Genomic DNA, 14,747 nt, shown 5'->3' on the forward strand with positions numbered 1-14,747 from the left:
GTGCCCGAGGATGGCCTGATGGACACCATCGTCGTCAGCGCGCTCGCCCTCGTCCGTGACCGTCGGATGCTGATGGTGACCGCCCGCGGCCGTGACGTGCTGTACCTGCCCGGCGGCAAGCTCGAGGCCGGCGAGACCGCGGCCGAGGCGCTGGTCCGGGAGTCGCGCGAAGAGGTCGGCGTCGAACTCGACCCGACGACCGTGGCCGAGCTCTTCACCGTCGTGACGCAGGCGCACGGCGAGCCCGAGGGTCGGCAGGTCGCCATGACGGTCTTCGCGGCCGAGCTCGCGGCGACGAGCCCCGAGCCGGCGCCCGCCGCCGAGGTCGGCGCGGTCCACTGGGTCACCTCGGCCGACGCGGGCCGGTGCCCGCCGGCCGGTGTCGCGACGCTCGAGCGCCTCCGGGGGCTCGACCTGGTCGACTGAGTCGGCGCGGGGGCACGGCCGGGCCGCGGCTCGATGCGGCACCCGGCTCGATGCGGCACCCGGCTCGGCACCCGGCTCAGTGCACGTACTCGAGGGCGTCGGTGCCCACGGCCCGCAGGGCTTCGAGCGCCCGGAGGCGGTGGGCGAGCGTCAGGTCGTCGAACGTGACGATCACGCAGTACGCGACGCTGCGGCGCGGCCCGCGGAGCACGCCGAGCTCGGAGCGCACCCCCGGGTCGCCACCGGTCGTGTGGACGATCTGCAGGTCGTGGTCGAGCCGCCGGTGCCCGAGCGGATCGAGACCGAACGGCGCCGCGACGAGCGACGTGTCGGCGCCCAGCGACAGCCAGCCGAGCACCCGGTTCGACACGGCCCGGTCGACGACTTCGCCGCGGGCGAGGGACACCATGAGGCCGCCGAGTTCGTGAGCCGTGCCCACGGCGAGCGCAGGTGCGTCGTCGGGGCCGCGGGACGACCGGGTGACGTCGAGGAGGGCCGTCTTCGTGAGACCGAGCGACTCACCTCGCGCCCGCACGGCGGCCAGGCCCACCCGGCCGATGAGCGCGTCGATCGCCGCCCCGTCGCGGAAGGCCCCGACGAGCGTCGCCGCGTCGGTCACCGGGAGGCTCGTCCGGCGGAGGTAGGGCCAGAGGCCACCGGGCCCCTGGTCGCCGGGGTCGCCCGGCCGGTCGAGTTCGTCGAGGGGGCGGAGCGTGCCGTCCTCGATGCGGGCCGACACCTCGACCAGGAGCAGGACGGCACCGAGCTGGCCCACCGGCAGCGCCACGTGCTCGTCGACGCTCAGCAGGTCGGCCCGCGAGTCGAGGTCCCTGACCGAGGCCGAGACCTGCCCACCCGCGAGCGCCAGGTCGCCCAGGGCGGCGAAGGACGCCGAGAACGACTCGAGCGCGCGCCCGCCACCGTGGCGCGGCTCGTGGTCGGCGCCGTCGCCGTTCTCCCGTCGGGCCCGACGGCCGGGCACCTGACCTACCAAATGGTGACGCGCTCCTCGGCCGGCAGCCACAGGGCGTCGCTCTCGGTGACGCCGAACGTCTCGTAGAACTCGTCGATGTTGCGCACGATCTGGTTGCACCGGAACTCGTTCGGCGAGTGCGGGTCGATTGAGACGAGACGGATCGCCTCTTCGTCGCGCAGCTTGATCTGCCAGGCCTGGGCCCAGCTCAGGAAGAACCGCTCGGCGCCGGTCAGGCCGTCGATCACGGGCGGCTCGCTGCCGTCGAGCGAGATGAGGTAGGCCTTCCAGGCGATCGAGAGCCCGCCGAGGTCGCCGATGTTCTCGCCGATGGTGAGGGCGCCGTTGACGTGGTGGTCGGGCACCTGCTTCGGGGCGAGGGCGTCGTACTGGGCGATGAGCGACGAGGTCAGCTCCTCGAACGCCTCGCGGTCGGCGGGGGTCCACCAGTCGGTCAGCTTGCCGTCGCCGTCGTACTTCGAGCCCTGGTCGTCGAAGCCGTGGCCGATCTCGTGGCCGATCACGGCACCGATGGCTCCGTAGTTGGCGGCGGCGTCGCGCGTCTCGTCGAAGAACGGGAACTGCAGGATCGCCGCGGGGAACACGATCTCGTTCATGCCCGGGTTGTAGTACGCGTTGATGGTCTGCGGCGTCATGAACCACTCGTCGCGGTCGAGCGGCTGGCCGATCTTGCCCAGCTCGCGGTCGAAGCCGAAGGCGGCGGTGGCCCGCACGTTGCCGACCAGGTCGGCGGGGTCGATCGACAAGGCCGAGTAGTCGCGCCATTTCTCGGGGAAACCGATCTTGGGCGTGAACTTCTCGAGCTTGTCGAGGGCCCGGGCTCGGGTCTCGTCGGTCATCCACTCGAGGCCCGTGATGCTCTGTCGGTAGGCCTCGACCAGGTGGCCGACGAGGACGTCCATCGCGGTCTTGGCCTCGGGCGCGAAGTGCCGCTCGACGTAGATGCGTCCGACGGCCTCGCCGAGGGCGCCCTCGACCAGCGAGACTCCGCGCTTCCAGCGGGCGCGCTGCACGGGTGTGCCGGTGAGGGTGCGACCGTAGAAGCCGAAGTTCGCCTCGACGAAGGGCGTCGACAGGTAGGCGGCCATGGAGCGGACGATCTGCCAGCGCAGCCAGTCGCTCCAGGCGTCGAGGCGGTCGTCGGTCAGCAGCGAGGCCAGTCCGGTGACGAACGACGGCTCGCGCACGACGAGCTCGTCGAAGACGCCGGCCGGGCCGCCCACGGCGTCCCGCCAGGCCGTGAGGTCGACGCCCTCGGCGAGCGCGTCGAACTCGGCCCAGGGCAGCAGGTTGTAGGTCTTGTCGCTGTCGCGGGTGGCGACGTTGCTCCAGTGGTGCGTGGCGAGGGCGGTCTCGAGCTCGACCACGCGGTCGGCGCGGGCCGAGGCGTCGTCGAGGCCGGCGAGCCCGAGCATCTGCTCGACGAACGCCCGGTAGGCGGTCCGCACCGACTCGAACTTCTCGTCGCGGTAGTAGGACTCGTCGGGCAGGCCGAGGCCGCCCTGCTCGACGAAGACGACGTACCGCTCGGGGTCGCCCGGGTCGTTGTCGACGAAGAGCTGGACGAAGCTCGGCATGCCCTGCTTCTCGAGCGAGCCCAGGAGGCGCGTGAACGAGGTCACGTCGGTGACCGTCTCGACCTCGGCCAGGAGCGGTTCGAGGGGTGCGGCGCCGAGCGCCTCGATGCGCTCCTCGTCGGTGAAGCTGGTGAAGAGGTCGCCGACCTTGCGGGCCTCGGTGCCGGGTTCGGCGGACTGGGACTCGACCACGATCTCGCGGACGGCCTTCTCGGCCTCTTCGGCGAGCAGGTAGAAGGAGCCGTAGCGCGCCTTGTCGTCGGGGATCTCGGTGCGGTCGATCCACGCGCCGTTGACGTGCCGGAAGAGGTCGTCCTGCGGGCGGACCGCCGGGTCGAGTTCGTCGGTCTGGATTCCGCTGCTCAGTGCGTCGCTGGTCATGCCCGTCAGCCTAGGTGAGGCCCCCGACGACGGGCCGGGCCGGACCCGCTGCGGCCCGGGCTGACGAGGCCGTCCCAGGAAACACGGAGGAAACGGCACCCCCAGTACAGTTCTCGACATGGCACTCCCCTGGGCACTGCACGGCGACGGCAAGACGGTCGACCCGACCGAGATCGTGGCCCCGGAGGAGCGGCTCAGCTGGCCGCGCACCATCGGCCTCGGCGGCCAGCACGTCGTCGCGATGTTCGGCGCGACCTTCCTCGTGCCGATCATCACCGGGTTCCCGCCGAGTACGACGCTGTTCTTCTCCGGCATCGGCACCCTGCTCTTCCTCGTCATCACGAAGAACCGCCTGCCCAGCTACCTGGGCTCGTCGTTCGCCTTCCTCGCCCCGATCGCGGCCGCCACCGACGTGGGCGGCATCCCCCTCGCGCTCAGCGGCATCATCGTCGTCGGCGCCCTGCTCGCGGTGATCGGCCTGGTCGTGAACCTCGCGGGCACCCGCTGGATCGACGCCCTGCTGCCCCCGGTGGTCAGCGGCTCGATCGTCGCCCTCATCGGCTTCAACCTGGCCCCGGCCGCCCGCGACAACTTCGCGCTCTCGCCGGGCATAGCCCTGATCACGCTCGCCGCGGTCGTGCTGAGCGCCGTGCTCTTCAAGGGCCTGCTCGGCCGCCTGTCGATCTTCGTCGGCGTCGTCGTCGGCTACGTCGCCGCCGTGATCGCGGGCGCCGTCGACTACAGCGCCGTCGCGGCCGCGCCGTGGGTGGGCCTGCCGACCTTCACGGCCCCCGCCTTCGACCTCGGGCAGCTGCCGATCTACCTCGGCTTCCTGCCCGTCGTGCTCGCCCTGATCGCCGAGAACGTCGGCCACGTCAAGGGCGTCGGCCAGCTCACGAAGCGCAACCTCGACCCGCTGACCGGCCGGGCACTCTTCGCCGACGGCCTCAGCACGGTGCTCGCCGGCCTCGGCGGCGGCTCGGCGACGACCACCTACGGCGAGAACATCGGCGTGATGAGCGCCACCCGCATCTTCTCGACGGCCGCGTACTGGGTCGCCGGCGTCGTGGCGATCCTGCTCGGGCTGTCGCCCAAGATCGGCGCCGTCATCTTCACCATCCCGCCGGGGGTGCTCGGCGGCGTCACGACGGCGCTCTACGGACTCATCGGCGTGATCGGCATCCGCATCTGGGTCGAGAACAGGGTCGACTTCAGCCGCCCGAAGAACCAGCTGACCGCCGGCGTCGCGCTCATCATGGGCATCGCCGACTTCACCCTGGCCCTCGGGGGCGCGAGCTTCGGCGGCATCATCCTCGGCACGGTCGCGGCCATCGTCGTGTACCACCTCATGTCGGCCGTGGGTCGGGCCCGGGGCACCGACTGACGGTGGGACGCCGCCGCGGCGAGCCGTCCCCGGTGACGGCCTCGCGCCTCCGTTCGCCCTGGGACCGACGCATCGTCGCCCTCGCGGCGCCGGCGCTCGGCGCGCTGATCGCCGAACCGCTCTTCCTGCTGACCGACACCGCGATGGTCGGGCACCTGGGCACGGTGCCCCTCGCCGGGCTCGGCATCGCGAGCGTCGTGCTGCAGACCGCCCTCGGCCTGCTGATCTTCCTGGCCTACGCCACGACGCCGACCGTGGCCCGACGGCTCGGCGCGGGTGACCGGCCCGGAGCGATCCGCGCCGGCGTCGACGGGCTCTGGTTCGCGCTGCTGGTCGGGGTGGTGCTCGCCGGGGTCGGGGCACTCGTCGCCCGCCCCCTCGTCGGCCTGTTCGGCACCGACCCGGCCGTCGTCGACGCCGCGGCGACCTACCTGACCGTGTCGATGCTCGGCCTGCCCGGCATGCTGCTCGTGATCGCGGCGACCGGACTGCTGCGCGGCCTGCAGGACACCAGGACGCCACTGGTCGTCGCCACGGTCGGCTTCGCGGCGAACGCGGGCCTGAACGCGCTCTTCCTCTACGGCTTCGGCTGGGGGATCGCCGGCTCGGCGGCCGGCACCGTCGTCGCGCAGTGGGGCATGGCCGCCGTGTACGTGGTGATCGCCGTCCGTGCCGCGCGGGCCGTCGGGGCTCCGCTGCGTCCGGGGCTGGCCGGCGTCGGTCGCACGGCACGCTCCGGCGCGTGGCTGCTCGTGCGCAACGCGTCCCTGCGGATCGCGATGATCGCGACCGTCTGGGCCGCCGCCTCCTCGGGGGTGACCGGGCTCGCGACGATCCAGGTCGCACTCACCCTGTTCAGCACGCTGGCGTTCGCCCTCGACGCGCTGGCCATCGCCGGCCAGGCCCTCGTCGGCCACGCGCTCGGTCAGGGCGATCGCGAGGCGGTGCGCGCCGTCACCCGCCGGCTGATGCTGTTCGGGGTCGGCGGCGGTCTGCTGCTCGGCGTGCTGCTGGCCGCGGTCTCGCCGCTGCTCGCACCCGTCTTCAGCGGCGACGACGCGGTGCGCGACCTGCTGCCCCGGGTCGTGCTGGCGATGGCCGTGGGCATCCCGCTGGCCGGCTTCGTCTTCGTGCTCGACGGCGTGCTCCTCGGCGCCGGCGACGCCCGCTACCTCGCCCTCGCCGGCGTGGTCAACACGGTCGTCTACCTCGCGATCCTGATCCCTCTGGAGGCGCGGGTCGGGCCGGACGCGCGGGGCACGGTCGCCCTGTGGCTGGCCTTCGGCCTGGGCTACATCGGCATCCGCGCCGTGACGCTGGGCCTCCGGGCGCGGTCGGACCGCTGGATGGTCGTCGGCGCCGGCTGAACCCGGGGGTCGTGGGTCGGCGTCGGCGAGGAGGCGTCGGGGGTCGGGCGTCAGCGCGCGGGCGGACCCGTGGTCGCCCCCGGCCGGAAGACGCTCGTGAACGTCGTGCCCTCGACGGGGTCGCCGGCGAGGAGTGCGAGCACTGCGCGACCGGCCGCGCGGCCCTTCTCGACGGCGGGCTGGACGACCGTCGTGAGGTCGGCGGCGCGCGGGTCGTCGAGGCGCACGCCGTCGTAGCCGACGACGCTCAGGTCGCCCGGCACCGACAGCCCCAGGTCGTCCGCCGCCGCGATGACGCCCGACGCGAGCAGGTCGCTCTGGGCGACGATCGCCGTCGGCCGCTCGGCCTCGGGCACGTCGAGCAGGCGCAGGCCGGCGCGGTGCCCCTCGCTCGTCCAGCTGCCGCGGGTGGCCAGGCCGCCCACGCCCGGGAAGACCTCGCGGGTGCCGCGCAGCCGCTCGAGGGTCGGCCAGGAGGTGCCCCGGGCCACGCGCGCGTCGGTGAGTTCGTCGTCCCCGTCGCCGCTCGACCGACCGGGGCCGAGCTCGAGCGCGACGACGGCGACCCGTCGGTGGCCGAGGTCGTGCAGGTGCTGCGCCAACAGGCGGGACGAGCCCACGTTGTCCTCGGCGATGTCGAGCACGCCCTCGGTCGGCGGGGCCTCGATCGAGACCACCGGGATGCCGCGCCGACGCATGATCGACACGGACTGGTCGAGGCGGGTGCTGCAGCCGAACAGCACGACGGCGTCCACGGGGGCGTCGAGCAGGCGGGAGCGCTCGCCCGCGGTCTCGGTCAGCAGCAGCAGCGAGTTGTCGGCCGGCCCCGTGACGTCGGCGATGCCGTCGAGCATGGCCACGTTGATCGGGTCGCGGAAGGCCGTGCTGAGGGTGGACTCGAGGACGGCGCCGACGATGCCGGAACGCCCACGCCGCAGCGACCTCGCGCGGGGGTCGGGCCCGGCGTAGCCGAGTTCGTCGGCGGCCGCGAGCACCCGCGCGCGGGTCTCGTCCGAGACGGGGCCGGTCCCGCTGAAGGCCAAGGAGGCGGTGCTCGCGCTCACCCCGGCGACCCGCGCCACCGACGCGAGGGTCGGCCTCGCGGCGACGTCGCCCTCTGCCCGGCTCATGCTGCCGCAGCCTAGCCGACGGGGCCGGACGGCCTCCGGGTGAGCGGCGACGGTCGGTGCGGCGTCAGTCGACGGGTCGCACGGGTGGTTCGTCGACGCCCAGGGCCGTGACGTAGTCGGACGCGAGACCGGGCAGCTGTGTCCAGTCGCCGTAGTGCTCGGCGGCCTCCATCAGGTCGACGATCGCGCCGCGGACGGTCTCGCCGAGGGCGGGCCGCATGTCGTGCACCGCGACGGCCCTCGCGCTGCAGAGGATCTCGAGCGGCAGCAGCAGGTCGTCGCGCACGTGCTGACGGGCCGCCGGCGAGAGCACCTGCACGATCGCCCGGACGAGGTCGAGGAAGTGGGCGACGTCCGCGGGCAGGGCCAGCCCGTGGGCCGTGCAGGCCGGTCGGCGCACGGCGGGCTCGGGGACGTGCTCGAGCGACGTCGCCGTCGTCGACGCCACGGAGACCATGCGGACCAGGTCGCGCAGCAGCACCTCGTTGAACCGCCGGTGCCAGACGACGACGTGGGCACCGCTGAACGGGGCGCGCACCACGACCTTCATGCGCCTCAGCTCGAAGAGGGCGAGGTGCACCTCGCCGGGGGTGACCCGGTGCTCGCGCACGATGGTGTCGACGTCGAGGGAGTCGCCGGGCGCGTAGCGCGCCGTCGCCAGGTCGACGAGCAGCAGCTCGGCCGTGTCGTGGGTCGTCGTCCGCAGCGGCCGGGTCGTGGCGGGCATCGGGTGGGGCATCGTTCCTCCTGGAGGCGTCTCGGTGGCCGTCCTGCCGACCATCTGTCATGAATGTATTTCACATATGCATACTTGTCAACGAGGGGCCCGAGCCGCGTTCGCGTCGCCCCGTAGGATCGTCGGGTGCGCCTCGTCATTGCCCGTTGCTCGGTCGACTACGCCGGTCGACTGTCCGCCCACCTGCCCCTGGCCACGCGCCTCCTGATGGTCAAGAGCGACGGCAGCCTGCTCGTCCACTCCGACGGGGGCAGCTACAAGCCCCTGAACTGGATGAGCCCGCCCTGCACCATCCGCACGGTCGAACCCGACGACGACCAACGCGAGGCCGGCGTCGTCGAGCTGTGGAAGGTGACCCAGGCCAAGACGGCCGACCTCCTGGTGGTGTCGATCCACGAGGTGCTGCACGACTCGTCCCACGAGATGGGCGTCGACCCGGGGTTGACCAAGGACGGCGTCGAGGCCGACCTGCAGAAGTTGCTGGCCGAACAGATCGAGCTGCTCGGCGAGGGCCACACCCTCGTCCGCCGCGAGTACATGACCGCCATCGGGCCGGTCGACATCCTGGCCCGCGACGCGAAGGGCGCCGCGGTGGCCGTCGAACTGAAGCGGCGAGGCGACATCGACGGGGTCGAGCAGCTCACGAGGTACCTCGAGCTGATGAACCGCGACCCACATCTCGCCCCCGTGACCGGGGTGTTCGCCGCGCAAGAGATCAAACCGCAGGCCCGCACGCTGGCCCACGACCGGGGAATCCGCACCCTCCTGCTCGACTACGACGCCATGCGCGGGCTGGACGACTCGCACTCCCGCCTCTTCTGACGCCGAACGTCGAGGGTGCGGGGCCACGCGGGTGCGGGCCCGAGCGGGTGTGGACCCACGAACCCTTGTGACACTCACATTTCAGGGTTATATTCTGCTTCGACCCCCCTCGACCGCAGGAGCAACCCGTGACCTCACCGATCTTCGACACCCTGGCCGCCGAACGCGAGGCGACCCCCGTCTTCCGGTCCCTCGCGAGCAGCCGCGACGTCCGCCACCGCCCGTTCGACGCGACGCGTCGGAGCCCGACCGCGACCGCGACCGCGAAGACGAGCACGACGAGTGCGGGTGCGAACGCGACGGCGATCCGGGACGCCGTGTCGGCCGTCGCGACCTGGCCACTCCGAGCGGTCCCCTGCTGACCCCCGATCCGTAAGCTGGGGGTGATGACTCTCCCCTACACGGCCGTCCTCTACGACCTCGACGGCACCATCGCCGACTCGGCGCCCGCGATCACCGCCAGCCTCGCCCACACGATCGGCGAACTCGGCCTGCCGGTGCCCTCCCCCGCCGACCTCATGGCCTGGGTCGGCCCGCCCCTGCCGCAGAGCTTCGAGGTGCGCCTCGGCCTCGACGGCGAGCGCCTCGTCGACGCCATGCGGCTCTACCGCGCGCACTACCTGGCCCACGGCGCCCTCGAGGGCGAGGTCTTCCCGGGGGTGCCCGACCTCATGGCGGCCGTGCACGCGGCCGGCATCCCCACCTCGACCGCGACCTCGAAGCCCGAGACCCCGGCCACGGCCATCCTCCGGGCCCACGGCCTCGACCGCTACCTCGACGTCATCACCGGCGCGTCCGACGACGAGGTGCGCAACACCAAGGCCGACGTCGTCGAAGAGGCCCTGAAGCGCCTGCGGGCCCGCGGGGCCGACCTCTCGCGGCCCGTCCTGCTCGGCGACCGCCACCACGACGTCGAGGGTGCGGCCGTGCACGGCGTGCCCACCATCCTCGTCGGTTGGGGCTACGGCGAGCCCGAGGAGTACGTCGGCGCGGTCGCCGTGGCGGCGGACGTCGACGAGGTGGCCGACCTGTTGGGCGTCTCCCTGCTGCGCGGCGCCGCGTGACCCGGGCCGCGGCCGCGGTGCGGTCGCCCGCCGCCTGGTTGCTCACCCTCGCGATCGTGCTGATCGCCCTCAACATGCGCGGGCCGATCGTGGCCCCGGCCCCCGTGCTCGACCAGATGAGCGCCGACCTCGGCCTCACGGCGGTCGTCGCCGGGCTGCTCACCAGCATCCCCGTGCTCTGCTTCGCCGTGGCGAGCCCGTTCGCCTCGGCCCTGATCGGCCGGATCGGCGCCGAGCGCGCCGTCACGCTGGGGCTCGCCGGCGTGCTCCTCGGCACGCTGCTGCGCACGGCCGGCGGCACGGTGTGGCTCTACGTGGGCACGATCGTGATCGGCGTCGCCATCACGATCGGCAACGTCGTGCTGCCCGTCGTCATCCGTCGTGACTTCAGCCCCGAGCGGGCCGGCTTCGTCACCGGCATCTACACCTCGGCCCTCAACGTCGGGTCCATGATCACCTCGCTCGCGACGGCCCCGATCGCCTCGGTCGTCGGCTGGCCCCTCGCCCTCGTCACCTGGGGGCTGCTCGCCGTCCTGGCCGCCGTCGTCTGGTCGATCGCCGTCGGCCCCCGCGTCGCGGTGCGGGGCGGCAGCGTGGCCGTGGTGCCGGGGTCGCAGGCCGACGTCGACGACCGGCACCGCGCCTCCTCGGCGACCGACGTCTTCACGGGCGGCATCGACGTCGTCGAGCCCGGCGAGGCCGAGGTCGACGCGCGCGAGCGACGACGCAGCGCGACCCCGCTGCTGCGTCGGTGGACGACCTGGGGCCTGACGCTGGCCTTCTCGGGGCAGGCGTTCGGCTACTACGGGCTCACGGCCTGGATGCCCACGCTGCTGCGCGACGAGGTCGGCCTCACCCGCGAGGCGGCCGGCGCGAGTTCGTCGGTCTTCCAGATCCTCGCGGTCGTGGGTGCGCTGGGGGTGCCGTTCCTCGCCCTGCGCGTGCGGCCGGCGGTCGTCATCGGGCTGATCGCCGTCTTCTGGTCGGCCATGCCGCTCGGCCTGCTCTTCGCTCCCGAGCACTGGCTGCTCTGGTCGATCTTCGGTGGGGCCGCGCAGGGCGGCGGCATCACGATCATCTTCATCGTCATCGTGCGCATGGCGTCGACCGACGTCGAGGCACGACGACTGTCGGCCCTGGTGCAGGGCGGCGGTTACGCGATCGCCGCGCTCGGGCCGCTCGCGATCGGTGGACTGCACGACGTCAGCGGCAACTGGCAGATCCCGATGATCGGCGTCGCCGCGGCGGTCGTCGTGCTCGGCGTCAGCGGCGTGTTGTCGTCACGACGCGTGCCCTGAGCCGGCCGGGCCGCCAGCCGGGCCGCCAGCCGGGCCGCCAGCCGGGCCGACGACCGGGCGGCCTCCCGGGCCGGGTCAGTGCTGGACGCCCCCGGCGAAGAGCACCTCGAGCGTCAACGGGTCGCGTCCGGTCAGGTCGCGCACGGACGACGTCACCTGCGCCACCTCGCCCGAGGCCATGGACGTGTAGGTGCTGACCCAGGCGTCCGCCTGGAAGGGCTCGGGTTCGAAGACGCGGCGGGACTCGTAGGCCTCGTCGACGGTCTCGTCCACGAACGTGAACGACCGCCCGCCGAGGGCGGTGAGGCGTGCAGCCGCCTCGGTCAGGGTGAACGCCTCCGACCCGGTGAGGTCGTAGGTCGCCCCGGCGTGCGACTCGTGGTCGAGCAGCACGACGGCCGCCACCGCCGCGACGTCGGCCCGGGCCACCGCCGCCACGCGCCCGTCACCGGCCGGGCCGCGGATCACGCCCTGCTCGTCCGCGAACAGCGGGATGAAGTCCAGGTAGAAGTTGTCCCGCAGGAACGTGAAGGCCAGCCCCGACTCACGGATGTGCTGCTCGGTCGCGAAGTGGTCCCGCCCGAGCGTGAAGACCGAGTCCGCCGACGCACCGGCGAACGACGTGTAGACCACGTGCCGCACGCCCGCCTCGACGGCGGCGTCGACGAACGAGCGGTGCTGGTCGACGCGGTCGGGGGCCTCCGCCGCGGACACCATGAACAGCGTCTCGACCCCGCGCAGGGCCTCGACGGAGGCCGCCCGGTCGCCGTACGTGGCGACGGCGACCTCGGCCTCGGCCCCGTCGAGTCGGGGTGCCCGGGTGGCGTCGCGCACGACGAGCCGCAGCGGCACGCCCCGCTCGGACAGGTGCGCGGCCACGATGCCGCCCACGGCGCCCGTCGCACCCGTCACGGCGACGAGGGACGAGGAGGCGCGGGCGGGTTCCCCGAGGGAGGCGGAGGAGGTCTCGGTCGAGTCGGTCATGCCTCACTGAACCATGCGCGGTGGGGGCGGCTCCCAGGCGGGGCCGACCCGCGCCTCCTCGTCCGCCCGGTGGGCCCCGATCGGCGTCGTTGCAGGGATCGAGACTCGTTATCGACTGCCCGGATCGATGGCCGTCGCCGACGGGCGCCGGTAGATTCGACGCCGGCTCGGAACGCCGGCGGACCGACCCGCCGGGCCGATCGCCACCCCACCCCACCCCACCCCGACGAGAGGCGCCCATGGGCCACGACCACGGACACGGACACGTCGCCGCCGACGGACGACGGCTCCGCCTCGCGATCGCGATCATCGCCCTCGGTCTCGTCGCCCAGCTGGTCGGCGCCTGGCTCTCGGGCTCCCTGGCGCTGTTGGCCGACTCGGGGCACATGCTCTCCGACCTGGCCGGGTTGGTCATCGCCCTCGTGGCCACGATCGTCGCCGCCCGACCCGCGAGCGGCCGACAGACCTACGGCTACCGCCGGGCCGAGGTCTTCGCCGCCTTCGTCAACGGCCTCGTGCTGCTCGCCGTGTCGCTCTCGGTCGCCGTCGCCGCCGTCTCCCGTCTCGTGGCGGTCGGCGGGCACGAGGTGCTCGGGCTGCCGATGCTGGTCGTCGGCCTGGTCGGCGGGGCGACGAACGTCGCGGCACTGCTCGTGCTGCGGGGTGGGGCCACGCACTCGATCAACATGCGCGGCGCCTACCTCGAGGTGCTCGGCGACCTGCTCGGCTCGGCGGCCGTCGTCGTGGCCGCCGTCGTCGTGCTGACCACGGGCTTCACGCAGGCCGACTCGGTCGGATCGCTGATCATCGCGGCGATGATCGTGCCACGGGCCTGGTCACTGCTGCGCGAGGCGATCCGGGTGCTGTTCGGCTCGGCTCCGGGCGACATCGACCTCGAGTCGGTCCGCACGCACATCGGCGACACCCCGGGCGTCGTCTCGGCACACGACGTCCACGCCTGGCAGATCACCAGCGGGGCGACCGTCTTCTCGGCGCACGTCGTCGTCGAGCGCGAGGTGTTCTGCGACATGAAGGTCGACGAGACCCTGGACGCTCTCGACCGGTGCCTCGCCGCCCACTTCTCGGTCGAGCACGCGACGTTCCAGCTCGAGCCGGCCGATCACGCCGGGCACGAGCGCGAGACGCACGCCTGACCGGGCCCCTCCCCCCGGAGGCGCGGGTCGAGTGGGCAGAACCGGTCCCTCACCAGCCGCGGAAGGACCAGATCTGCCCACTCGGCGCGTCTGGGACACGGGCGACGAGCCCGTCACCGGCGGCCTCGCGTCAGAGCTCGTCCTCCCACGGCAGCGTCTGGCTGCGGGGGACGGGGGCGAGCGGCACGACGACGACCGGCCGGTGCTGACGGTGGCTGAGGTGCAGCGCGACCGAGCCGGCGAAGAACTCACGGACGCTGCCCCGCAGGCCGGCCTCGCGGCTGCCGACGACGATGAGCGGGGCGTCGAGCTGCTCGGCCAGGTGCGACAGGCACCGGGCGGGGTCGCCGGCGACGATCGAGGTGCGCAGCTCCACGCCGCGAGCCGAGGCGACCGGCCGCAGCCGCGCCTCCAGGTCGGCGTCGAAGGACAGCGTCTCGGTGTAGTCGTCGGGGTCGAGGGGGTACGACAGGACGGTGCCGTCGATGCCCTCGGCGAAGGCGAGCCGGTCGGGCTCGACCGAGACGCAGAGCAGACCGGTGCCGTACCGTGCCGCCAGGTCGGCCGCGGTCGCCACGACGGCCTCACCAGAGTTGGGCACGACGCCCGCGATGACGAAGCCGCGCGCGGGGTTCTGCTCGTCGGACATGGTCACCACCCTCTCACCGTGTCGCCGTCCCACGCGGCGCCACGGCCACAGTGAACCACCGACACGCCCCTCCGCGGAAGAGCAGACTGTCGGCATGTGCGGTCGCTACGTCGTTGCCCGGGCCACGTCCGAACTGCTGCCGAGCCTGCTCGACGGCCTGGGGCCCCTGCCCGACGACTTCAACGTCGCGCCGACGACCGTCGTGCCGGTCGTCCGGGAGCGGCACGGCGAGAGGCAGCTGCCCGGTGCCCGGTGGGGATTCGTGCCGTCGTGGTACCCCGACCTGAAGAAGCGTCCGCAGCCGATCAACGCCCGCATCGAGACCGTGGCGACCAGCGGCATGTTCCGCCGGGCGTTCGCGAGCAGCCGGTGCATCGTGCCCGCACAGGGGTACTACGAGTGGGTCGTGACCGAGACCGGCAAGCAGCCGCACTACGTGCACCAGCCCGACGCCGGGCTCGCCATGGCCGGCCTCGTCACCGCGTGGCCCGATCCCGCGAAGGACGAGGGCGACCCCGACCGTTGGGTGCTCTCGACGACGATCATCACGCGCGACGCCCACGTGGCACCGGGCGAGGTGCACGACCGGATGCCGGCCTGCCTCACCCCCGACTCGTACGACGACTGGCTGGGCGAGGGCCTCGACGCCGACGAGCTGCTCTCGCTGCTCGACCGGGACTCGTTCGAGGTCGCCCACGACCTCGTGCAGCACGAGGTGAGCCGCGATGCGAACAACGTCCGCAACAACGGCCCGCACCTCATCGAGCCCTTGGGCTGACGC

Annotated in this window: 15 protein-coding genes; 9 read left to right on the plus strand and 6 right to left on the minus strand. The window is 73.1% G+C overall.

Annotated elements, in window-relative coordinates; all coding sequences use genetic code 11:
• Positions 1 to 18 precede the first annotated feature (18 nt).
• Positions 19 to 426 (plus strand): NUDIX domain-containing protein, encoded by a 408-nt coding sequence (locus HQQ78_RS13375; protein ID WP_173153966.1) that lies wholly within the window; start codon positions 19 to 21, stop codon positions 424 to 426.
• A 76-nt stretch (positions 427 to 502) separates the two neighbouring features.
• On the opposite strand, the gene HQQ78_RS13380 is transcribed toward HQQ78_RS13375, so the two are convergent.
• Both HQQ78_RS13380 and HQQ78_RS13385 read right to left on the minus strand, forming a co-directional pair.
• A complete protein-coding gene (locus HQQ78_RS13380; protein WP_173153969.1) occupies positions 503 to 1,408 on the minus strand; it encodes a serine hydrolase in 906 nt (301 codons plus the stop codon).
• Between the two features lie 5 nt (positions 1,409 to 1,413).
• On the minus strand, positions 1,414 to 3,378 hold the full coding sequence (locus HQQ78_RS13385) for a M13 family metallopeptidase (protein WP_123571136.1): 1,965 nt from the start codon (positions 3,376 to 3,378) through the stop codon (positions 1,414 to 1,416).
• A gap of 118 nt (positions 3,379 to 3,496) precedes the next feature.
• On the opposite strand from HQQ78_RS13385, the gene HQQ78_RS13390 reads away from it, so the two are divergent.
• Together HQQ78_RS13390 and HQQ78_RS13395 are read left to right on the plus strand one after the other, a co-directional pair.
• Positions 3,497 to 4,762: a uracil-xanthine permease family protein gene (locus HQQ78_RS13390; protein WP_173153971.1), complete on the plus strand. Its 1,266-nt coding sequence runs from the start codon at positions 3,497 to 3,499 to the stop codon at positions 4,760 to 4,762.
• A 32-nt stretch (positions 4,763 to 4,794) separates the two neighbouring features.
• The gene (locus HQQ78_RS13395; protein ID WP_173154951.1) at positions 4,795 to 6,129 is read left to right on the plus strand and encodes an MATE family efflux transporter; all 1,335 of its coding nucleotides are present in this window, start codon (positions 4,795 to 4,797) and stop codon (positions 6,127 to 6,129) included.
• A gap of 50 nt (positions 6,130 to 6,179) precedes the next feature.
• Here the strand turns inward: HQQ78_RS13395 and HQQ78_RS13400 are convergent, their stop codons facing one another.
• Entirely contained in the window at positions 6,180 to 7,259 is a 1,080-nt protein-coding gene (locus HQQ78_RS13400) for a LacI family DNA-binding transcriptional regulator (RefSeq protein WP_173153973.1), read from the minus strand.
• 64 nt (positions 7,260 to 7,323) lie between these two features.
• Positions 7,324 to 7,986: a hypothetical protein gene (locus tag HQQ78_RS13405; RefSeq protein ID WP_173153975.1), complete on the minus strand. Its 663-nt coding sequence runs from the start codon at positions 7,984 to 7,986 to the stop codon at positions 7,324 to 7,326.
• Between the two features lie 135 nt (positions 7,987 to 8,121).
• Between HQQ78_RS13405 and nucS the strand changes: the two genes are divergently transcribed.
• The 4 genes from nucS (at position 8,122) to HQQ78_RS13425 (ending at position 11,179) form a co-directional block, all read left to right on the plus strand.
• Positions 8,122 to 8,817 (plus strand): endonuclease NucS, encoded by a 696-nt coding sequence (gene nucS / locus HQQ78_RS13410; protein WP_056044151.1) that lies wholly within the window; start codon positions 8,122 to 8,124, stop codon positions 8,815 to 8,817.
• A 128-nt stretch (positions 8,818 to 8,945) separates the two neighbouring features.
• Complete coding sequence (locus tag HQQ78_RS13415) at positions 8,946 to 9,179, plus strand: hypothetical protein (protein ID WP_173153976.1); 234 nt, start codon at positions 8,946 to 8,948, stop codon at positions 9,177 to 9,179.
• Positions 9,180 to 9,203: 24 nt separating this feature from the next.
• A complete protein-coding gene (locus HQQ78_RS13420) occupies positions 9,204 to 9,881 on the plus strand; it encodes an HAD hydrolase-like protein (protein ID WP_056044155.1) in 678 nt (225 codons plus the stop codon).
• Positions 9,878 to 11,179 (plus strand): CynX/NimT family MFS transporter, encoded by a 1,302-nt coding sequence (locus tag HQQ78_RS13425; protein ID WP_233568433.1) that lies wholly within the window; start codon positions 9,878 to 9,880, stop codon positions 11,177 to 11,179. The genes HQQ78_RS13420 and HQQ78_RS13425 overlap by 4 nt, the downstream gene beginning before the upstream one ends.
• Positions 11,180 to 11,254: 75 nt before the next feature.
• Here the strand turns inward: HQQ78_RS13425 and HQQ78_RS13430 are convergent, their stop codons facing one another.
• A complete protein-coding gene (locus HQQ78_RS13430; RefSeq protein ID WP_173153978.1) occupies positions 11,255 to 12,163 on the minus strand; it encodes an SDR family oxidoreductase in 909 nt (302 codons plus the stop codon).
• A 239-nt stretch (positions 12,164 to 12,402) separates the two neighbouring features.
• Here HQQ78_RS13430 and HQQ78_RS13435 point away from each other — a divergent pair, with 239 nt between their 5' ends.
• Positions 12,403 to 13,317: a cation diffusion facilitator family transporter gene (locus HQQ78_RS13435; RefSeq protein ID WP_043595247.1), complete on the plus strand. Its 915-nt coding sequence runs from the start codon at positions 12,403 to 12,405 to the stop codon at positions 13,315 to 13,317.
• A 130-nt stretch (positions 13,318 to 13,447) separates the two neighbouring features.
• On the opposite strand, the gene HQQ78_RS13440 is transcribed toward HQQ78_RS13435, so the two are convergent.
• A complete protein-coding gene (locus tag HQQ78_RS13440; protein WP_173153980.1) occupies positions 13,448 to 13,966 on the minus strand; it encodes a universal stress protein in 519 nt (172 codons plus the stop codon).
• Positions 13,967 to 14,060: 94 nt separating this feature from the next.
• Between HQQ78_RS13440 and HQQ78_RS13445 the strand changes: the two genes are divergently transcribed.
• On the plus strand, positions 14,061 to 14,744 hold the full coding sequence (locus tag HQQ78_RS13445; protein WP_173153982.1) for an SOS response-associated peptidase: 684 nt from the start codon (positions 14,061 to 14,063) through the stop codon (positions 14,742 to 14,744).
• Positions 14,745 to 14,747 lie beyond the last annotated feature (3 nt).

Origin of the sequence: Frigoribacterium sp. VKM Ac-2859, assembly GCF_013204925.1 — a bacterium.
In the GTDB taxonomy this organism is placed as follows: Bacteria; Actinomycetota; Actinomycetes; order Actinomycetales; family Microbacteriaceae; genus Frigoribacterium.